23 protein-coding genes are annotated in these 19,014 nt (G+C 43.9%); 2 read left to right on the forward strand and 21 right to left on the reverse strand.

From position 1 onward, the window contains the following. Nucleotides 1–32 precede the first annotated feature (32 nt). The 13 genes from VIG27_RS10915 to VIG27_RS10975 form a co-directional block, all read right to left on the reverse strand. Entirely contained in the window at nucleotides 33–596 is a 564-nt protein-coding gene (locus tag VIG27_RS10915) for an NADPH-dependent FMN reductase (RefSeq protein ID WP_394522543.1), read from the reverse strand. A gap of 153 nt (nucleotides 597–749) precedes the next feature. After that, nucleotides 750–1,682, reverse strand: coding sequence for a cysteine synthase A (gene cysK / locus VIG27_RS10920; RefSeq protein ID WP_394522544.1), 933 nt, complete (start codon nucleotides 1,680–1,682; stop codon nucleotides 750–752). 242 nt (nucleotides 1,683–1,924) lie between these two features. Next, on the reverse strand, nucleotides 1,925–2,689 hold the full coding sequence (locus VIG27_RS10925; RefSeq protein WP_394522545.1) for a CAP domain-containing protein: 765 nt from the start codon (nucleotides 2,687–2,689) through the stop codon (nucleotides 1,925–1,927). A gap of 418 nt (nucleotides 2,690–3,107) precedes the next feature. Next, entirely contained in the window at nucleotides 3,108–3,539 is a 432-nt protein-coding gene (locus VIG27_RS10930; RefSeq protein WP_394522546.1) for an RrF2 family transcriptional regulator, read from the reverse strand. A 79-nt stretch (nucleotides 3,540–3,618) separates the two neighbouring features. Beyond that, on the reverse strand, nucleotides 3,619–4,797 hold the full coding sequence (locus VIG27_RS10935; RefSeq protein WP_394522547.1) for an ATP-binding protein: 1,179 nt from the start codon (nucleotides 4,795–4,797) through the stop codon (nucleotides 3,619–3,621). A 16-nt stretch (nucleotides 4,798–4,813) separates the two neighbouring features. Further along, the gene (locus tag VIG27_RS10940) at nucleotides 4,814–5,578 is read right to left on the reverse strand and encodes a ThiF family adenylyltransferase (RefSeq protein ID WP_394522548.1); all 765 of its coding nucleotides are present in this window, start codon (nucleotides 5,576–5,578) and stop codon (nucleotides 4,814–4,816) included. Nucleotides 5,579–5,701: 123 nt separating this feature from the next. Next, nucleotides 5,702–6,454: a class I SAM-dependent methyltransferase gene (locus VIG27_RS10945; RefSeq protein ID WP_394522549.1), complete on the reverse strand. Its 753-nt coding sequence runs from the start codon at nucleotides 6,452–6,454 to the stop codon at nucleotides 5,702–5,704. Further along, nucleotides 6,432–7,196, reverse strand: coding sequence for a class I SAM-dependent methyltransferase (locus tag VIG27_RS10950; protein WP_394522550.1), 765 nt, complete (start codon nucleotides 7,194–7,196; stop codon nucleotides 6,432–6,434). The genes VIG27_RS10945 and VIG27_RS10950 overlap by 23 nt, the downstream gene beginning before the upstream one ends. Continuing rightward, entirely contained in the window at nucleotides 7,183–8,772 is a 1,590-nt protein-coding gene (locus VIG27_RS10955) for an ABC transporter ATP-binding protein (RefSeq protein WP_394522551.1), read from the reverse strand. Before VIG27_RS10955 ends, VIG27_RS10950 begins: the two co-directional genes overlap by 14 nt. Beyond that, nucleotides 8,765–9,583, reverse strand: coding sequence for an ABC transporter permease (locus VIG27_RS10960; RefSeq protein WP_394522552.1), 819 nt, complete (start codon nucleotides 9,581–9,583; stop codon nucleotides 8,765–8,767). Before VIG27_RS10960 ends, VIG27_RS10955 begins: the two co-directional genes overlap by 8 nt. After that, entirely contained in the window at nucleotides 9,584–10,513 is a 930-nt protein-coding gene (gene nikB, locus VIG27_RS10965; RefSeq protein ID WP_394522553.1) for a nickel ABC transporter permease, read from the reverse strand. Nucleotides 10,514–10,522: 9 nt separating this feature from the next. Further along, nucleotides 10,523–12,082, reverse strand: a complete 1,560-nt coding sequence (locus VIG27_RS10970) for an ABC transporter substrate-binding protein (RefSeq protein ID WP_394522554.1) — start codon at nucleotides 12,080–12,082, stop codon at nucleotides 10,523–10,525. 86 nt (nucleotides 12,083–12,168) lie between these two features. Beyond that, nucleotides 12,169–12,513, reverse strand: a complete 345-nt coding sequence (locus tag VIG27_RS10975) for a metal-sensing transcriptional repressor (RefSeq protein WP_394522555.1) — start codon at nucleotides 12,511–12,513, stop codon at nucleotides 12,169–12,171. Nucleotides 12,514–12,682: 169 nt separating this feature from the next. On the opposite strand from VIG27_RS10975, the gene VIG27_RS10980 reads away from it, so the two are divergent. Continuing rightward, nucleotides 12,683–13,228 (forward strand): GNAT family N-acetyltransferase, encoded by a 546-nt coding sequence (locus VIG27_RS10980; protein WP_394522556.1) that lies wholly within the window; start codon nucleotides 12,683–12,685, stop codon nucleotides 13,226–13,228. Between the two features lie 47 nt (nucleotides 13,229–13,275). On the opposite strand, the gene VIG27_RS10985 is transcribed toward VIG27_RS10980, so the two are convergent. From VIG27_RS10985 to VIG27_RS11020, 8 genes are all read right to left on the reverse strand, one after another. Next, a complete protein-coding gene (locus VIG27_RS10985) occupies nucleotides 13,276–14,640 on the reverse strand; it encodes an FtsW/RodA/SpoVE family cell cycle protein (RefSeq protein WP_394522557.1) in 1,365 nt (454 codons plus the stop codon). Between the two features lie 3 nt (nucleotides 14,641–14,643). Beyond that, complete coding sequence (locus VIG27_RS10990; protein WP_394522558.1) at nucleotides 14,644–14,973, reverse strand: PadR family transcriptional regulator; 330 nt, start codon at nucleotides 14,971–14,973, stop codon at nucleotides 14,644–14,646. A 172-nt stretch (nucleotides 14,974–15,145) separates the two neighbouring features. After that, nucleotides 15,146–15,553, reverse strand: a complete 408-nt coding sequence (locus VIG27_RS10995; protein ID WP_394522559.1) for a hemerythrin domain-containing protein — start codon at nucleotides 15,551–15,553, stop codon at nucleotides 15,146–15,148. A gap of 75 nt (nucleotides 15,554–15,628) precedes the next feature. Further along, nucleotides 15,629–16,177, reverse strand: a complete 549-nt coding sequence (locus tag VIG27_RS11000; RefSeq protein WP_394522561.1) for a hemerythrin domain-containing protein — start codon at nucleotides 16,175–16,177, stop codon at nucleotides 15,629–15,631. Nucleotides 16,178–16,182: 5 nt separating this feature from the next. After that, nucleotides 16,183–16,785, reverse strand: a complete 603-nt coding sequence (locus tag VIG27_RS11005; protein ID WP_394522562.1) for a hypothetical protein — start codon at nucleotides 16,783–16,785, stop codon at nucleotides 16,183–16,185. A gap of 26 nt (nucleotides 16,786–16,811) precedes the next feature. Next, nucleotides 16,812–16,994, reverse strand: a complete 183-nt coding sequence (locus tag VIG27_RS11010; RefSeq protein WP_394522563.1) for a DUF1858 domain-containing protein — start codon at nucleotides 16,992–16,994, stop codon at nucleotides 16,812–16,814. A 31-nt stretch (nucleotides 16,995–17,025) separates the two neighbouring features. Further along, complete coding sequence (locus VIG27_RS11015) at nucleotides 17,026–17,775, reverse strand: hypothetical protein (RefSeq protein WP_394522564.1); 750 nt, start codon at nucleotides 17,773–17,775, stop codon at nucleotides 17,026–17,028. Between the two features lie 43 nt (nucleotides 17,776–17,818). After that, nucleotides 17,819–18,154 carry a cupin domain-containing protein gene (locus VIG27_RS11020; protein WP_394522565.1) on the reverse strand — a complete coding sequence of 112 codons (336 nt, stop codon included), beginning with the start codon at nucleotides 18,152–18,154 and terminating at the stop codon, nucleotides 17,819–17,821. 112 nt (nucleotides 18,155–18,266) lie between these two features. Between VIG27_RS11020 and VIG27_RS11025 the strand changes: the two genes are divergently transcribed. Next, a complete protein-coding gene (locus VIG27_RS11025) occupies nucleotides 18,267–18,944 on the forward strand; it encodes a Crp/Fnr family transcriptional regulator (RefSeq protein WP_394522566.1) in 678 nt (225 codons plus the stop codon). Nucleotides 18,945–19,014 lie beyond the last annotated feature (70 nt).

Raw genomic sequence — 19,014 nt, forward strand, 5'->3', positions numbered from 1 at the left:
ACGTTTTCTTTTGATATAATTATTCAAGTTCCTTAGGAAGCAGAAACCTTGTTCACCCACTGGGAGAAAGCCTCCAGATAATTTTTCAAATGATCAAGAGTTCTTTCTGATGTCACTTCGCCTTTTTCGTTGACTGCTTCTGCGATGTTGCTGATATAGGCTTCCGGCTGCTGCATCATAAGGACATTTAAGAATACCATAGGCTGTCTTAACTGATGATTGGCACCGAATGCGCCAAGACTTCCTGGCGTCACGCTGATAATGCCGCCTGCTTTTCCATCCCACGCATTGCTTCCATAGGGTCTAGAACCAATGTCAATGGCATTTTTAATAACCGCAGGAAACGATCGGTTATATTCGGGAGTGACAAAAATGAAGCCGTCAAGCGCTTTGATCTCATTACGGAATCTGGTCCAGGATTCCGGAGTGTTTCCATCCTCATCAAAGTCCTGATTAAACATAGGTAAATCCCCGATTTCAATAATACGCAAAGAAAGATTTTCCGGAGCCAGAGAAGTTAAGGCTTTTGCAACTGCACGGCTAAAGGAATTTCTTCTAAGGCTTCCAACGATAATACCGATTTGCTTTGTACTCATAACAACATCTCCCATCTTTTTTCTATTATGATCCAAACAGCGAAGCCGTTTGGTGATCCTTTTACGCATTTCCTAAAGGAGTTATCTCCATTATATATACCGGACGAAATACCTGTCAAGTATCCTGTTTGATCGTGGTCTTACTCCAACCGGTCAGTCCGCGAATAAGCTGGTGGATAAATACCGGTCCCCGGTATCCGGTAACAGAGCCACAATGGTCTTGCCTTCGTATTCGGGCCGCTTGGCAAGTTCAATGGCTGCCCATACCGCCGCACCGGAAGAAATGCCCACCAGAATCCCTTCTGATTTTCCGATTTTTTTGCCGATATCAAAAGCATCGGCATCAAGGACCGGAATTACTTCATCATAAATATCCTTATTCAGGACATTGGGCACAAACCCGGCTCCGATCCCCTGGATCTTATGAGGTCCTGCGTTGCCTGTGGATAATACAGGAGATGCAGCCGGTTCCACTGCTATGATCTTTATATCCGGGTTTTTGGATTTTAAATATTCTCCGACACCCGTTACCGTACCGCCGGTGCCAACGCCTGCAACAAATGCATCCACTGCTCCATCCGTATCTTCGTAGATCTCCGGTCCTGTGGTCTCCCGGTGAACCTTTGGATTGGAGGAATTGTTAAACTGACTGGGTAGAAAGCTGTCAGGAATCTCTTTTGATAATTCCTCTGCTTTTGCAATGGCACCTTTCATCCCTTTTGAGCCTTCCGTAAGGACCAGTTCTGCACCGTAAGCCTTCATGAGGGTCCGCCGTTCCAAAGACATGGTTTCCGGCATCACGATCATTACACGATACCCTCTGGCCGCCGCAACAGAAGAAAGCCCAATACCAGTATTTCCGGAAGTTGGCTCAATAATTACAGAATTGGGTTTTAATATACCCGCTGCCTCCGCATCATCAATCATGGCCTTCGCGATCCGGTCTTTTACGGAACCTGCCGGATTGAAATATTCAAGTTTTCCAAGAATCCTGGCTTTTAATCCCAATGCTTTTTCTATATTCGATAATTCAAGAAGGGGGGTTCTTCCAATAAGCTGATCTGCTGAAGTATAAATTTTTGACATATGTTTCTCTCCATTTTACTTATATATTTTTTTAGGTATTTTAATATTACTTTGTATAACATACTTTGTCAACGGGTTTATATGTGCATTCCGTCATTTCTTCATAAATATGTTATATTTTCCACAGAAGGTTCCGACGACATTCCTTTTTCTGGAGTTAAAAAACAGCGGCAATCATTTAACAACATCTAAAAAGTGTTGTCAAATGGTTGCCGCCGTTTATAAGAGGTTGACGCGGTTTATTAATATGTAAATAACTGTACCCAGTACTGTGTTCCGCTTCCGTTCTGCGTATTACCTACTCCGATGTGGGTATAGCTCTTGTTCATGATGTTTGCACGATGTCCTGCGCTGTTCATCCATGCGGTTACTACTTCTTCGGGAGTTCTCTGTCCCCAGGCAATGTTCTCACCTGCTCCGCGGTAATTCACTCCCTGCTCCTTTAATGCGCTTGAGAAGGAACTTCCGTTTGGACGGGTGTGGTCAAACTTAGACTGGATTTCATTGGCTCTTACGGTTGCAGCTTTCTCCACACTTGGGTCAATGGTAAGAGGAGCAAGTCCTTCTTTGGCTCTTTCAATATTCACCAGATCCACCACCTGCTGGGTATAGGTCTTATTGGAGGTGTTATCGTTGCTGCCGGTGTTGTTCCCATTATTGCCAGTGTTGTTGTTTCCGCTGTTATTGCCGGTGTTGTTATTTCCACTATTGTTGTTATTCCCGCTGTTGTTGTTATTCCCATTATTGCCAGCGTTGTTATTTCCCTTACCCTGGTTTCTGCAATAATTTAAATAGTCATTGATATCATAAATGTTTGTATTATTTCCTTTGATACCGAACTGCTGCAATTTTGCTTTTAAATCATCGGAATTGCAATATCCATTGATCGCTACCACATTTCTGCCACCAAAAGACGGGGTATTACACCTTACCGCTGCATTTGCTGTTAATGGGATCATACTTGTTAAAGTCAGTGTCATTAATCCAAGTGCTGTTAATTTTCTCAATTCATTTGCCTCCTTTGAATTATTACATTTGTGTTACATTTCTGTTACATTTATATGATATCACTCTTATTCCCATTTTACCAGTGGAAAGAATTGGAATTTTCCTGTTAAGTAAAATTTTGTTATCTTTTTGGTAAAAAACAGCACGACTACTGGGTTTTAGCAATAATCTGCCGGATTTCCCCATATAATAAAGAATTTATTACAATGATACCACCTTCTGCCAGCGGATGGGCATCCAGTTTCTTACATTCCGGTAATAAAAGCCAGAAAATCAAGCAAAATGCCAAATGGAAAATGGAAAAGAACCGAAAACAACAGGCAATAAACCAGCTGATCTAACATGCAGACAGGGCCGGATGAGTTACATCCGACCCTGTTTTGCTTTTCATATTCCAATTTTTTTCATATTTCCATTTTATATGATGTAATTATCAGCATAATCACTTTTACAGACCAGATCCGCAATGGTGATCCCGTCAAAGTAATCATTGATCAGTTTGTTTAAGCCTTCCCACATCTCAAGTGTCTGGCAATGAGCGGCCCGATTGCAGCTGTTCGTCTCCCCTTCTATGCAGGAAACCGGAGCAAGGGAGCCTTCTGTGAGCCTTAAAATGCTGCCTACCGTGTAAAATTCCGGATCTTTAGCCAGCTTATATCCGCCTCCTTTTCCTCTCAGGGAAATAAGAAGGCCGTTCTTGCTGAGAATGGATACAATGGATTCCAAATACTTCTCAGATATCTCCTGTCTTTCTGCGATATCCATGAGTGTAATAAATTCTCCGTTGTTATGCTCTGCAAGATCTATCATCAGTCTGATCGCGTAGCGGCCTTTGGTTGAAATTTTCATTCGACATAACCTCCATATTCATAATTTACCACAAGGTTAGTATGTATTTCAAGTGTGACTTTCAGCAAATGATAAAAAATCACTGATCCAGATCGTATTCATCAAGAAAATGATGAACTGTCCCATTTTTCTTATACGCGATGATGGTATTCAAGTTCACATTCTCCACACTTTTAAATATATTTCCCTCGATATAAGGATTGACCTCTTTCAGCTGTTTAATCAGGTTTTTTATCTCCACCCTCTTAGAGCCGGTGCTTCCGTCTGTCCGGCAGGTCGTGCATGTATCCGTAAAACGACAGGCGCACTGGATGAAATGCAGACCATTGTAGTCTCTCCAGCCCTTGATGTCATCCTCCCGGATCAAATACATGGGACGGATCAGTTCCATCCCTTCAAAATTGGTGCTGTGAAGTTTAGGCATCATGGTCTGGACCTGCCCTCCATACATCATTCCCATGAGTATGGTTTCAATCACATCATCATAGTGATGGCCCAGTGCGATTTTATTGCAGCCCAGTTCCTTTGCTTTGCTGTATAAGTTTCCCCTTCTCATTCTGGCGCACAAATAGCATGGAGACTTCTCCACATCGTAAACTGCGTCAAAAATCTTGGTTTCAAATACGGTAATGGGAATGTTAAGGAGTTTGGCATTGTTTTCGATCACCTGACGGTTCATCTCATTGTAGCCCGGGTCCATCACAAGAAAAACAAGCTCAAAAGGGAACTTATTATGCCGTCTCAGCTCCTGGAACAGCTTGGCCATGAGCATGGAGTCCTTTCCTCCGGAAATGCAGACCGCGATCTTATCATTTTCCTTGACCAGCTCATACTCGTTGATGGCTTTTGCAAACCTGCTGAAAATATTCTTATGAAACTTCTTACGAAGGCTTCTTTCAATGTCCTCAAGCCTGGTATCCTGGTCTTCTTCCTTTTCTTTTTCCATGGAACGGATCAGCCATTGACCGTAGCCGCCCTCCAGGCTGTATGCTTCGTATCCTTTTCCCGTAAGATACTCTGCTGCTTCCACGCTGATAATTCCTTTTAAACAATATAAAATCACTTTTTTGCCAGCCGGCGGAATATACTCCCCACTCAAAATACTGTCCAGCTCCACGTGAATGGCACCTGGTATAAAACCATGATTGTATGCGGTCTGATCCCTGACATCAATGAGCACGCACTCTTTTTCGTTTAATTGTTTCATCTGGTCCAATGACAGAAATAAATCATGAACCTCCGTGCTCTTATCAAGCATGTGATTTCCTCCTCATCTAATCATTATCCCTCTTTGCCAGATCCTTGATCACTTCTCCGGCTATGATAAGCCCTGCCACAGAAGGAACAAAGGCCACACTGCCGGGTATGTCCCTGCGTTCGGTGCACTTATGCTTTGCCCCTGGCGGGCAGATACAGTTTGTCCGGCAGCTGATCGACATATCCTCAATGGGCCTGGTTGGTTTTTCCTTGGAATAAACCACTTTAAGTTTCTTGACCCCTCTTTTTTTCAGTTCCCTCCGCATCACCTTTGCAAGGGGACACATGGTGGTTTTATAAATGTCCGCCACTTCAAACATGGTCGGGTCCAGTTTATTGCCCGCGCCCATACAGCTGATAATGGGCACACCAGCAGCCTTTGCCTGCATGATCAGCTCCAGCTTTGCCGTAACGGTGTCCACGGCATCCACCACATAATCATATTCTTTAAAGTCAAAATCAGCCGCCGTCTCCGGTAAATAAAAACATTTATGCATCTCTACTTCGGCATCCGGGTTGATTTCCAAAATCCGGTCTTTCATCACTTCTACTTTATATTTACCCACTGTTTTTCTCGTCGCAATGATCTGCCTGTTAATATTGGTTAAGCATACCTTATCGTCATCCACAAGAACAAAGGAGCGGACACCGCTTCTGACCAGCGCTTCCACAACATATCCCCCAACTCCTCCGATTCCAAAAACAGCAACTTTTGCTCCCATCAACTGACCCATAGCATCTTCGCCAAAGAGAAGCTGGGTTCTTGAAAACTGATTCAACAACTGATTCTACCTCTTTCTTCACATATTATATCTTTTTAGTAGGAATAAAAAAACACACTTCAAATAATTATACTTCTAAATGTGCATTTGGGCAATTGATTTTTACTGGATAGCGAGGGAAACTTATTTTACCGCCAATATGGAAAACATGGGAGTGGAGCCATAGTTGGCTTTTTCCTCCTCAGACCACACCTGTTTCCATACGTGGACATCGGTGGTGACACTGGATATTTTGTATCGTTTCAATACAGAAACATCCCACTCCGGTCTCTGTTTCCGGCTCAGAGGCAGCTTTTTTGCGATGGCTTCCATGCGGTCAATATCCGTACAGGTGTAATGATCCTGAAAATGCATTTCCTCCACCCGTTTCCGGTCTTTTTCATATTCCTGCCGTTTCGTTTCATCAAATAAATACTGATACCAGTTGGCATCAAAATTAAGCAATATACCGCCTTTTTTCAAAAGGCGCAGCCATTCTTTATAGGCCAGTTCCGGCTTTTCCAGGTTCCAGGTTAAATTCCGGCTCACGACCGCATCATAGGTTTCTTCCTTTAAATCTGTTTTGTGGGCATCGGAAAGCACCCAGGAGATCCGGTCTTTACAGGCTCCTGCATTCATCTTTGCCCGTTCCAGCATGGAAGCGGTACAGTCTACTGCCGTCACATCAAAACCGGCCTGTGCCAGAATAATGGCAAAAAATCCAGGGCCTGTCCCCATATCCAGGACCTTGATGTTCTCCTTTTTTCCGGGGAAATGGCTGGTGAGGACACTCAGCCATTTATTCTTCTGTTCCGTAGAGAGTTCCTCTTCATTGACTTTGGAATATCCCATGGTCCGGCTGGTCCAGTATTCTTTATTTTCCTCTAACAGCTTCATTTGATTCCCCCTGTTTCCTCACGGTGATTAAAAAGGTCGGCGCTGCCTTGCCGTTTTGCTCCCGCAAAATGCGGGCACCGGCCCCGGTATCACATTCACAGCTTTGAACCCCCAGGTCACGGAGTACAAAAAGATCCCACTCCGGCCTTCGGTTCCGGCTGATGTCCATGGCTTTGGTTATCTGATCGGATTCCATCAGCAGTTCTTCTGTCAATCCTTTATGATATCCCGAACTGCTCCGCGTTTTTTCTCCCTGCTCTGATTCCATCTGAAAAACTTCACGCCCATAGTCCGCATCAAAGTTCAGTAAAACTCCGCCTTTTGAAAGCACTCTTAACCATTCCCGGTAAGCCTTATGAGGCTGTGGCAGGGTCCATGTTAAATTCCTGGCAATGACCACATCAAACATTTCATCGGGGAATTCCAGCTTCTGGGCATCCATCACCTGAAAGCAGATGGCTTCCTGACAGTCCGCCGCCAGCTTTTTTGCCTCTTCAATCATGGCGGGGGTGATATCGACTCCCCAGACCTCATGTCCTTCCTTTGCAAGGAGCACCGCAAAATACCCCGCACCGGTCCCCACATCAAGTATTTTTAACCGTTTCTCTTTGGGGAGATACTTCCTGATCTCTTCCAGCCAGCGGCCGCTGATCTCATCTTTTAGTTCCATTCTTCGCACGTCCGAAAAGTCCCTGGCACGCCTGGTCCAATACTGTTTTACTCGTTCTTTAATCCGTTCCAATTCTTAAACTCCTATCCATTCCGGCAGATGCCAGCAGTCTTTTTGTATATCCTTCTATGGGATTTCTTATTAAAGTCTCCGGGGTACCGGCCTCCACGCATTTCCCCTGATGAAGCACCAGGAGCTTGTCACAAAAACTGCTTACCAGCACCAGATCATGGGAAACGAAAATAACCGCCATTCCTGTTTCCTCCACCAGCTTTTTTAATAATCGGATCACATCTGACTGAATGGGAGCATCCAGCGCACTTGTGATCTCATCACACAAAAGCAGCTCCGGTTCCACGCTGATGGCTCTGGCTATGGCCGCTCTCTGGCACTGTCCTCCGCTGAGCTGCCAGGGATATCGGTCCGCCAATTCGGGAGACAAGCCGACACGCTCCATCAGTTCATTGATTTTTCTGTCCCTGGCTTCTCTTTTTCTCATTCCGCAGAGGTTTTTCAGGGCCACATGGATGGAATGGCGGATGGAATATCTGGGATCAAAGGATTCGGCTGCATTTTGAAAAACCATCTGCATTCTTCCATAATCTGCTTTCGTCCTTTTAGTTCCCATGGGTTTGTCCCGAAAGAATACCTCTCCTCCGGTAGGGTCCCACAGTCCGGCGATCATTCCCAAAAGCGTACTTTTTCCGCTTCCGCTTTCCCCAACCACCCCAAGGATTTCTCCGGCCTTTACTTCCAGACCGATTTGGGAAAGGGCCAGAAACGGGACCTTTTTTCTTCTGTATTCTTTGCTGACCGCTTCCAGCTTCAGCAAAACCTCCGCTGCTTTCCGGGGAGTGGTTTTCCTCTGCAAACGGACCTTTGGTACTGCGTCCAGAAGTCTTCTGGTATAGAAATGTTTCGGAGCGTAAAGTACCTCTTTAGCGGTTCCCCATTCTACCAGACGCCCCTCATATAGAACTCCTGCCTTATGGGCAATCTGGGACAGCAGCCCGATATTGTGAGTCACTAAAATTATGGCTGTATTGGTATAGGCTCTTATGCGAAGGAGTTCTTCTATTACAAGCTTCTGGTTCGGCACGTCAAGTGCACTTGTGGGCTCATCAGCCAAGAGAAGCCGGGGCTTTAAAAAAAGGGAAAGGGCGATGGCAATCCTCTGGTTCATTCCCCCGCTCATTTCACAGGGACAGCTGTCTAAAATCTCCGGTCCGTTTGCAAGGTTCAGTTTTTTAAACGCCTCAAGTATTTGTTTTTCAACCCCCTCTTTCTGATACAGACCATGACTCTTTAAAGTCTCTATCAACTGCTTGCGGTACGTGCGGATGGGATTAAAGGAGGCTTTGGGATTTTGTACGATCATGCCGATTTCTTTCCCGCATAAGCCCCGAATTTCCCTCTGACTTAACTCCGTCAGATCCTGCTGCCCAAAGCAAACGCTTCCGGAGGATATGGAAAGCCCGGACGCCTTCTTTGGAAATATGGCTTTTAAAAGAGTGCTTTTTCCGCATCCGCTTTCTCCCACGATTCCCACGATCTCTCCCGGTTTTACATCAAAGGAGATCTCCGACAGCACCTGCCGTTGTCCGTAACTGACGGATAAATTTTTTATGGACAAGACCAACTCATTCATAGCGCTCTCTCCTCACTCCAAAATAGTCCCTTAAAGAATCTCCCAGCATTTGGAAGATGAATACCGTAATAAAAAGAGCGGCTCCCGGAGCCAGGACAGCCCACGGGGCCTGCTGCATATACCCGACGGCTTCGTTGATCATGGAACCCCACTCCGCCTCCGGGACAGAAACTCCCAGTCCCAGATAGGATAAGCCTGCAAACCCCATCATTACGGTTCCAATCTGAAGGGACCCATTTACGATCAGTTCTCCCGCAATTCCAGGTAAAATATGCACTGCCATGAGCTGCAGACCGCCTTCACCGCTTAATCTGGCTGCACTTATGTAGGATTCCTTTTTTATGCCCAGCACAAGTCCTCTTGCAAGTCTTGCATAAGAAGTCCAACCGGTTAGGGCAAGAGCGATCATGGCATTGGTCATAGTTCCCCCAAGGAGTCCTGCAACCCCGATCGCAAGCACCATCTGGGGAAACGCAAGAAAGATATCGCAGATGCTCATTATAAACCGTTCAAAAATCCCTCCGTAATATCCGGCTGCCATGCCAAGGGCTGTCCCTGCTGCCATGGAGGTCATGACCACCATAAGCGCCGAAAAAACAGAGGTTCTTGTGCCCATTAAAACTCTGGAAAAAATACAGCGTCCCAGCTTATCCGTACCGAAGGGATATTGAAAAACAGGAGCCCCCTTCCGGTATAACGCCTGGGTCGCATAAGGATCATTGGGAACAAGAGAAGGGGCCAGGATACTGACCCCGATCAATAGGAAAACGAAAAACAGATAAAAGGCCACCCGCCTTTTGACACTCCTCATCTACAGTTCCTCCAATCTGGGGTCTAATAAATGATAGCTGATATCAATCAAAAAATTGAGCATCACATACATCAAGGCCATGAGCAGAACAAATCCCTGGACCACAGGATAATCTCTCGCCGTTATGGAATCCATCACCAGCTTTCCAAGTCCCGGCCACATAAAAATGCTTTCGATCACCACACTTCCTCCCATCAGAGTCCCCGCCGACATTCCTAGGACTGTAAGGATGGAAATCATGGCATTGCGGAGAACATTGAAAAACAATATATAGTTTCTCCGCACTCCCCGGGCCTTTGCCCCATCCACGTATTCCATCTCCATCTGGTTAAGTACCGCTGCCCGGACCTGAAAGATGAGACGGCTGGACAGAGGAAGAGCCAGGGCGAGTGCAGGGAGAAACAACCCCTGAACACTGTTCTTTGCTATGACCGGAAAAAGCTTCATACGAATGCAAAAAAGGTACATCAATAAAACTGCCAGAAGAAAGCCGGGAATGGCATTTCCTGCAAGGCAGAATAACCGGACGGTGCGATCCAGAAATCCGTTTTTCCTCATTCCGCAGAAAATACCAAGAGGCAGGGCAGTCACCAGTGCCAGAAAAAAGGCACTGACCGTTAAGACAAGGGTGTATTTCGTTGCCTTTATAAGCGTTCCTGCCACCGGTGTCCCATCTTTATAAGAGACTCCAAGATCACCACGTAAAAGACCTGACAGCCAGTCCCCGTATCGTACCAGCCAGGGGCGGTCAAGGCCCATCTCCGCTCTGGTCTGATTCAGCACCTCTTTTGTCACAGCTACGCCCTGGGCGCTCAATCGTTTTTGTGCCGCATCACCCGGAGCAAGGGATAAAAGAGCAAATGTCAAAAAGGTGATTCCAAATAAAACCGGAATCAAATGCAACAGCCGGCTCACCACATATTTTTTCATAGCCTTCCCCTAATCCATATCGGTCTCTGCGTTTAAAAAGTAAAAGTCAAAAGGATTGTTCTCCGAAATGCCGGTTACCCCGTTCCTCATGACTGTGATCTTATTAAATAAAGCGACATATCCAAACGCATCTTCATCCATGGCGGCCTGAATGATCTGGTCCGCCAGCTGAGCACGCTTTTCCCCATCCGGCTCTTTTTCCAATGCGAGGATCTTCTCCTGCACGTCCGGATTTGAAAAGCCGCCGCAGTTATAAGGTGCTCCCTCTGCCAGCGTGCAGCTGATGAAATAATAAGGATCACCTGCCTTATCTGCGATCATGCAATAAAGAGCGATATCAAACTCTCCGGTTGCAATATAAGTTCCATCCGGGTCTTCTTCGCAGGTCAGCACCGCCTGTATGCCTGCTGCCTTTAATTGCTCCTGCATCAAAGCCGCCAGAGTGTCCAGGCTTCTTGCCGCATAATAAGATACATTTAAAGTCAGTACCTTTCCGTCCTTCTCATAATAACCGTCTGCATTTAAGGTATAACCGTCTTCTTCCAGCAGGGCTTTGGCCGCTTTTACATCGGGTTTTCTCTTCTTCACCTTTCCATAAGGTGCCAAGGGACTGAAAGGGCCGTCTGTTTTGGTCACGGTACCGTTTAAATAAGTTTCAATGGCATCTGCATCCACCGTTAAATTCACCGCTTTGCGCAGATTGGAATCCATTCTGTTTTCATTCAATATGTAAAACTGAAGTCTGGTGGCGGGAATCGTGGTCAGATGATACGTCTCAGGCTCCTTCTGATACAGCTCTGCCGCATCGGAAGTCACACTGGTATAGCAGTCGATCTCCCCATTCTGCATGGCCATCAGCGCAGTATCCGCCTCCGGCATATAATAAAAAACGGCACCGTCCAGCTTGACTTTTCCATTCCAGTAGCGATCATTCCTTACCACCTCCATGGTTCCTCCCGGTTCAAAGGAAGATATGACAAACGGGCCGGTAGCAATCAATTCTGATTTCATGTCTTTGCTGCTGTCAAGATCCACAATGGCAAGCTCCGGGCTTGCCAAATCGTTGAGAAGGGTGGGATATACGGTTCCTGTATCAATGGTAAAGGTTTTATCATCCATTACCTGATAGGTATAACCCGACAAATAGGCAAAGCGGGGATTGATCTCGCCGGCGGCTTTTAGATTCCGGATGACCATATCCGAAGTCACTGGATTGCCATTGGAAAAAACGGCATTTTTTTTAAGCCTGATGGTCCATAACGTACCGTCCGCTTCTGCACTTTCCGCAAGAAGGGGTTCTATAGAAGACTGGTCCTTCATGAAAAACAAAGCCTCTGTTACCCCGTAGATCGAGGTATACCAGCCCTGATAATCCAAATGGGGGTCTAAGGTCTGAAGTGCAAAGGATTCAGATGTTTTTAATTGTTTCTTTCCCATAGCTTCACTTCCTACGGCGGTTGGAGCTTCCAGTCCTTTTAAAGAGGAAGATGCATCCGCACTGTTTTTACAACCAGCCAAAGAAACTGCCGCAAATACGGCAGCTATAAAAATAGTCAACCTTTTTTTCATGTTCCGCACCCCTGTCCCTAAAATCACTTTTCCATCTAGTATAGTGGAAACGGTGCTTATGTAGCAAGCCTCCCCAGGGGATATTTTTATTTCATAAACCTGTCTATGGCGTTATTTAAATCGTCTATTGCCTTTCTGTCTCCAGATTCAACGGCATCGACAATGCAATTTTCAATATGATCCTTTATAATGACCTTTCCGGTACTGTTAAGCGCTGATATTACCGCAGACAGCTGAACCAGCACTTCACTGCAGTCTCTTCCGTCACTTACCATGCGTTTCACCGATTCTAGGTGTCCGATGGCACGGGATAAACGGTTTATAACCACCTTCGTGTTCTTATGAGTATGAGGATGCTCCCCTTCGTGACAATGGGTAAATTCCGACCCATCTGCGGATGTATGCGTATGATATTTTTTATCTTCTTCCATAATTCCACCTCACTCCTGTCCTTTTTTATTGTACTCTAAATCACCCCTTTTCACAAGAACAGACGGCAGGAAACTTCTTGCATCCCGTTTCTTTTTGTGTTATACTGTGTGTCCGCCCATAGATCAATGACTGTAAAATGGGCAAAAAAACCTAAGGAGGAATTATATAATGCAGCAAATTTACGAAACAGATCGGTTAATTCTGAAATCTTCCGATGTTTCTTTCACCGATCTGGTTTTCAATTATTATCTTAGAAATCAGTCATTTTTAAAAGAATGGGAACCGCTTAGAGATACAGAATATTACACAAAGACTTATCAGAAAAAGCTTTTAGAAGAGGATGCAGCAAATCCTAATTCTGTTATATTTTGGATTTTCAAAAAAGAAGAAGCAGATAAGATCATCGGAAGCTTCGCATTTACCAACATTTCAAGAGGTGCATTTTTATCGTGTTTCCTTGGTTATAAACTGGACCAGGAAGAATTAAATAAAGGATATATGACAGAGGCTGTCAGACAGGGCATCAAAATTATGTTTGAAGACCTTGGCCTGCACCGGATTGAAGCAAATATCATGCCCCGGAACAAACGGTCTATGAAAGTTACGGAAAAGCTGGGCTTCTTTGAGGAAGGCTTATCTCGCAAATACTTAAAGATCAACGGTATCTGGGAAGACCACATCCATATGGTATTATTAAATGAAGAAATAGAATAACCATATTGATATGCCGCAGTCTTCCCATTTTGTTACTTTATTGAAAATTAGTTATCCACAAAAGTTATTTTCAACCGTTTTTTCTTACGTGTTTTCGGTGATGAGATGTTCCTGTATCGATAGATACTTAATAGCACCCCCAGTAACATATATGAGACGAGGGTTCCAGTACCGCCAAAAGAAAACAGAGGCAAAAATACAGTGGTGGTTGGATATAGTCCAATATTTTGCAATACAAAGGTAGCTGCCTGAATAGTCAACACAAGTCCGCAGCCCAATCCCATCATCATTCCCATTTGATTTTTTTGAACCATCGATATTCGGAATATCTTTTCAATCAGTATAATCAGCAATAATACAATTCCAACGGCCGCTAAAATTCCATAATAAGAAATAATATGGGTCAACAGATAATCACTGTTGATATAAGACAGACGTTCATAAGCCTGTATTCCGGAATCATTACTTCCTACCAATCTGCTGCTGCCTACAATGGTTCTGACATTGGAAATCTGATACCCAAAGGTCTCCGGATCAGGTGCAAAAAATGTCTGAATGCGTTGTGACTGGTATTCCGGAAAAATAGTTTTTTGATTATTCAGCATCAGTATTATGGTCGTAACAGGAAATACCACAATGGCTCCCCATGTCGCTGTCAAAACCAGCTTTTTATGAATCCCATACCAATTTTTAGCAATTGCCACTGTCAACAATAAGAACAACATTAAGAATAGATTGACGGCCGTGATCAAACTTGGCATTCGTATTGCAATGCTAACAGGCAGTAACAGCCACATAAAGGCTTTCACCAGTGCCCTATAGCCTTCCCCTCTATATTGGTATAAAATTGCACCATAAACAGGAACATATAAATAGATAAACAGCTTTAAGGAAACAGCCAGAGGACCAACTCTTATAAATGCAGACATACCATTTACTTTAATTGCAATAAAAAATACACTAATAAACATAATGGCACAAAATACAACGCCGATTTCTTTTGCATATCTCCCAATGATGCTGAAGTCAACGAAATAGATACCCAGCATGATACAAAAACCTGTGACCATATAGATCAACTGATGAAAAAAATAATAGCTGCCTTCCGCCACATAATTTTTATTCATGAAGTATTGAAGGAATATGCTGACAACGCTTATCACACCGATCAGAGCCAGTACCTGCCAGGCCATTTGAGGCCGATGGATCCGGTCAAGGGAGACTCCCACTTCAACAGGATCTCCCATTTCCCTGACCGCCTTTTGTTCAGCCACTTTGTCTTCAATTCCCATCTCCATATATGCTTTTGTCTGATCCTCAATATGATTTTCAACCTCCTCTTTCACCATATCTCTTGCCCGCTTACAGCGAATCTGATTTACAACTGCATTTAAGTACTCTTCCCGATTCATTGACTAAACCTCCAGACACAAAACATTGGTCACAGCGGTTGAATACTCTTGCCACTCTTCTTTTTTTGCTTTTAAAAACTTCTTTCCGCCCTTTGTAATGCTATAATATTTTCTTATTTTACCGCCCGCTAAGCGTTCATAGGATGTAAGCAGATTTTGTTCTTCCAGTGAATGCAGCAATGGATATAAGGTTCCTGCTTTTAACTGAAATACATTATTTGATTTATTTTGCAGATTCTCAATAATATCATAGCCATACATGTCTTTATTCTGCAGCAGCCCTAAGACCAGCATGGAAGTATTTCCAGAAATCATACTCTTGTTGCCTGCCATAAAAATCCTTCTTTCATTATATAGATGATCTACATATAATTATATATAGATCATCTATATATGTCAAGCCACCACCTGGAATTTAATGATTCTTAAGAAACAGTTTTAGCCTAATGGAAACCTGAAACAAAGAAAAAGCTCCGGTAAAGGGGCTTTTCTCACGACTCTATATTTATTTAACCTGCTGATATAATCCTTTTTCTTCTTTCTGCATCCGGGTTTCAATGGCCCGAATGATTTTATCCGCCTCTCCATAAAAGAAGGCTTTCTCAGAAAGGATTTTTAATTTGGTATTGTATTTATCCTTAAATCCTGTAAATACAGCCAGTAAATTCCCCATTTCCTTCTGATATTCATCGGCCATGGTTACAAGCCTTGAATCACTGGAATGAAGAAAGGAAGGATAGAGATACTGGTCTTCGAAAGACAGATGTATCTTCAATTTTCCCGCCAGACTGTTGATATGCAGCGCTATCTCGGCTGCTGTCTGCTCTAAATCCGGCTTTTTGCACAGCGTTTTTAATATGTTAAGCTCCTCCTTGATTCGTTCGTGCTGTTCCATGTAATGTTTTAATTCCATGTCTTGATGCTCCCTTCTTTTGTATGATGCCATAAGAGAAGACGGCCTGTTTTACAGACCGTCCTTTGATGACTGTTACTTTATTTTCTCATGAAGCCAGGTAAGGTAATGATCCTGTACCCCCTGCTCCTTTGCCTGTTTTTCAAAGGTCTCCGTTTCTTCATCTACAGCCTTTTTATGATCCTCCGATAAAGCACGGACTGCAAACGTATAAACAACTTCATCTTCTTTATCAATGTGCCGTTTTAATAAGGCACCATATCCCACTGCGTTTGATATGATATCCAGCTTATGATCATCAACCGGATCTTTTTCATATTCCTCTACGGCTTTTTCCAGATCGGAAAGATATAATCTTCCCAGATCATGCTCCACCAGCATACCATTCTTAATCAGCTTTTCCGCAACAGGACCCATATGATCAAGCATAAACTGAAACAGGATCTTTTCTTCTTTTCCATGGTGATGTTTATCTGCATAGTTTCTTCCAAAACCAACGCATTCCCGCAGCAGTTTTCCGTCTACAGGTTCACCGTTTAAGATACCGAAAGAAATTTTTCTCAAATAAGCAGTAAAATCCAGAATGTTTTCATGCTCCTTCATTAATAAATCTATCCCGTACATGATTTTCATCTCCTTAATTCGTATACCTGATCCTCCAACTGACTGAGCACGATACCGGAACCATCGAGCATTCCCTTCATCAGTGATTCTCTTAAGGTATAATAATGTTTCACGTCTCCGTGAATCATAGACCAGTAAGCACCGTGGATATCCTGGGCCTGTCTCCAAACCAGCTTGTCTTCTGAATTCTCTACCAGCTCATTGACATGGTCACAGGGCATTCCGTTTAACAGCTTACTGTCCAAATAATCAAAGGCTGCTTTTGCCGATGAACCGCTCTCAACAGGGTTTGATTGACCCAACTGACAGATGGCTTCCTCCATAAGGGGCAGACTATCCGGAATTTTTGCCAGCAGCTCCGTTACTGCATAAGCCAGTCTGTTCTCTACCAGGCTCACTTTTTCCTGAAGCCAGCCGTGAATATTGCCGGTATCAACCAAATCTTCCAAGTTTCCTTCCGGCAGCTTTCCGTATCTGCTGTCTGTTTTCTCTCTCAGTTCTCCAAAGCCTTTGTCTTCTGCAAGATCTAAGATCACATCTGTCATTGCATCCTGAAATTGAATCTTATGGTACAACCAGATATGAATCGGTCCTAAAAATGCGCTCATACCGCTCCTCTTTTCTCTCTTATCTATTATTTGTTCAGTATCTCAAGGACTCCGTCTACGTCAAGTCCGTGTACCATGCAGGCTTCCTCCAATGATTCCATCTGAGAGGACGGGCATCCGAGACAGTGCATGCCGCAGCCCATTAAAATCTCTGCTGCGGATGGTTTGCTTCTTAATATTTCTCCGATATACATTTCCTTCGTTATCATGATAAATTCCTCCTAATATGATTCTATATTTTTAATTTTCTTCTGCTCTGATGGCCGGGCATACTCCATACCGTTCCACCAGGAGGGAAAATACACCTGGCGATAAAAACTCCGGCAGGGATGGGCCAAAAGAAATGTCTCTGACTCCAAGGTGCAGCAAGGTCAAAAGAATGCAGACCGCTTTCTGTTCATACCTGGAACGTATGACGGAAAACGGAAGTTCCTTCCCTTTGGTCTGCTTTAGAAGCTGTTTCAAATCATAGAAATCCGCATTTGCCTCATCAAGCAACTCCATGCATTTTAAATTCACTTCACCTGCTTCTAAAACCACAGGAAGAAGCTGCTCCACAGTCAGATCATAGCTGAGGATGGACAGCGCCTTGTAAAAGAAATGATTGACCGACTCATCCTCATATCCAAGGGCCATGGCATGATTTGCATACACCGCCAGGCCTCTGATCCCAAATAAGAGCAAAGATTTTAGAGAACGGATCTCTTCCTCGGCCTCCCAGATTTCATTCATATCGTAATCAGACGTATTTCCGCAGACGGAAAGACAGCTGCTGCAGTTGGGTGCCACTTTCATTTTTTCTTCCCGCACTTTTTTTATCGTTTCCGCTAAAACCTCATCATTCCAATTCCCATCGGTTATAGTCGCAGATAATCCTTCCACAATGATTCCTGTGGTGGTGGGAAGCTTCTGATGATTTCCACAGGACTTTGCCAAACCGATCAAAGCACCTGTCAGCTCATCCTGCAAACAAAACATCGTTCTATCCATCTTTTTTCTGACCTCTCTGTACCCCTTTTTTATCTTAATCCGGTTAAAAAACCACGACTAATAACATTTTAAAGCATTCCTGTGCGTAAACTGCATGAGGCTTTTTTGCCGGCATAACGAGGGTCTGACCAGCCTCTAAAACATATTCTTTTCCATCTACGGTAAACTTACCTCTGCCTTCCAGTACAGTTACCATGGCATCTCCATTGGAATCATGGGAGCTGATCTCTTCTCCCTGATCAAAGGCAAACAGCGTAATGCTTACCGCCCCATTCTGGGCGAGAGTTTTACTTACGATCTGTCCCTCCTGAACCTGAACCAGATCAGATAGTGCTACAATTTCTTCATGTCCTATATTTTTTAAGATTTTTTCTGACATATGACTGCCTCCTCATATTCTCCTTGCCTTTCTATGGCGATTATAATATAATATTTGCATCATTTCAGTTGTTATTACAACATTTTGAAAATAAATTGAAAGGGTGGGACATATGCAGGAATATCTACCTGTTTTAAAAAAATCCAATTTATTCCAAGGGGTTACACCAGAGGAAATTCAGTCCATGTTAAACTGTCTGTCTGCCTATGTGAAACACTATAAAAAAGATGAGTTTATTATCCGGAGCGGAGATTACATACACTTTGTAGGAATGATTGTTTCGGGCGCTGCTCTCATCATTCAGGAGGATTTCTGGGGCAAACGGACCATTATCTCAGAGCTGCTTCCAGGCAATCTCTTTGCAGAGACTTACGCCTGTATTCCTTCCCTTCCCATTGAGATGAGCGTGATCTGTGACAGCGAGTGCGATGTAATTTTTATGGATATGAACCGGATCATGACCACATGCAGTTCCAGCTGTTCCTTTCATACCCGCCTGATCCAGAACCTTCTGTCATCCCTTGCCAGGAAAAATATGATTCTGACGAAAAAAATGCAGCACATGTCCAAGAAAACCATTCGGGAGAAACTGCTTTCCTATCTTTCTGCGGAATCCTTAAAAAGCAATTCTTCCACATTTTATATCCCATTTAACAGACAGCAGCTTGCAGACTATCTCTCCATTGACCGGAGTGCCCTTTCCAACGAACTGAGCAAATTACAGGCGGAGGGGATTTTGACCTATAATAAAAGCAAATTCACCTTAAATGATGAGATTCATAGAAATTGATGGAAAGAACTCCTTCTCTATCAATAAAAAATTCTCCAAACGGATTAATTTTATCTTAACCAGTTTGGAG

It is taken from the genome of Lacrimispora sinapis (assembly GCF_043633585.1).
In the GTDB taxonomy this organism is placed as follows: Bacteria; Bacillota; Clostridia; order Lachnospirales; family Lachnospiraceae; genus Lacrimispora; species Lacrimispora sinapis.

What these genes read in the sequence shown, in the direction of transcription:
- VIG27_RS10915 (WP_394522543.1), bottom strand. Translation starts at nt 596, where the DNA reads ATGAGTACAAAGCAAATCGGTATTATCGTTGGAAGCCTTAGAAGAAAT.
- cysK (WP_394522544.1), bottom strand. Translation starts at nt 1,682, where the DNA reads ATGTCAAAAATTTATACTTCAGCAGATCAGCTTATTGGAAGAACCCCC.
- VIG27_RS10930 (WP_394522546.1), bottom strand. Translation starts at nt 3,539, where the DNA reads ATGAAAATTTCAACCAAAGGCCGCTACGCGATCAGACTGATGATAGAT.
- VIG27_RS10935 (WP_394522547.1), bottom strand. Translation starts at nt 4,797, where the DNA reads ATGCTTGATAAGAGCACGGAGGTTCATGATTTATTTCTGTCATTGGAC.
- VIG27_RS10945 (WP_394522549.1), bottom strand. Translation starts at nt 6,454, where the DNA reads ATGAAGCTGTTAGAGGAAAATAAAGAATACTGGACCAGCCGGACCATG.
- VIG27_RS10955 (WP_394522551.1), bottom strand. Translation starts at nt 8,772, where the DNA reads ATGAATGAGTTGGTCTTGTCCATAAAAAATTTATCCGTCAGTTACGGA.
- VIG27_RS10960 (WP_394522552.1), bottom strand. Translation starts at nt 9,583, where the DNA reads ATGAGGAGTGTCAAAAGGCGGGTGGCCTTTTATCTGTTTTTCGTTTTC.
- nikB (WP_394522553.1), bottom strand. Translation starts at nt 10,513, where the DNA reads ATGAAAAAATATGTGGTGAGCCGGCTGTTGCATTTGATTCCGGTTTTA.
- VIG27_RS10970 (WP_394522554.1), bottom strand. Translation starts at nt 12,082, where the DNA reads ATGAAAAAAAGGTTGACTATTTTTATAGCTGCCGTATTTGCGGCAGTT.
- VIG27_RS10975 (WP_394522555.1), bottom strand. Translation starts at nt 12,513, where the DNA reads ATGGAAGAAGATAAAAAATATCATACGCATACATCCGCAGATGGGTCG.
- VIG27_RS10980 (WP_394522556.1), top strand. Translation starts at nt 12,683, where the DNA reads ATGCAGCAAATTTACGAAACAGATCGGTTAATTCTGAAATCTTCCGAT.
- VIG27_RS10985 (WP_394522557.1), bottom strand. Translation starts at nt 14,640, where the DNA reads ATGAATCGGGAAGAGTACTTAAATGCAGTTGTAAATCAGATTCGCTGT.
- VIG27_RS10990 (WP_394522558.1), bottom strand. Translation starts at nt 14,973, where the DNA reads ATGGCAGGCAACAAGAGTATGATTTCTGGAAATACTTCCATGCTGGTC.
- VIG27_RS10995 (WP_394522559.1), bottom strand. Translation starts at nt 15,553, where the DNA reads ATGGAATTAAAACATTACATGGAACAGCACGAACGAATCAAGGAGGAG.
- VIG27_RS11000 (WP_394522561.1), bottom strand. Translation starts at nt 16,177, where the DNA reads ATGTACGGGATAGATTTATTAATGAAGGAGCATGAAAACATTCTGGAT.
- VIG27_RS11005 (WP_394522562.1), bottom strand. Translation starts at nt 16,785, where the DNA reads ATGAGCGCATTTTTAGGACCGATTCATATCTGGTTGTACCATAAGATT.
- VIG27_RS11010 (WP_394522563.1), bottom strand. Translation starts at nt 16,994, where the DNA reads ATGATAACGAAGGAAATGTATATCGGAGAAATATTAAGAAGCAAACCA.
- VIG27_RS11015 (WP_394522564.1), bottom strand. Translation starts at nt 17,775, where the DNA reads ATGGATAGAACGATGTTTTGTTTGCAGGATGAGCTGACAGGTGCTTTG.
- VIG27_RS11020 (WP_394522565.1), bottom strand. Translation starts at nt 18,154, where the DNA reads ATGTCAGAAAAAATCTTAAAAAATATAGGACATGAAGAAATTGTAGCA.
- VIG27_RS11025 (WP_394522566.1), top strand. Translation starts at nt 18,267, where the DNA reads ATGCAGGAATATCTACCTGTTTTAAAAAAATCCAATTTATTCCAAGGG.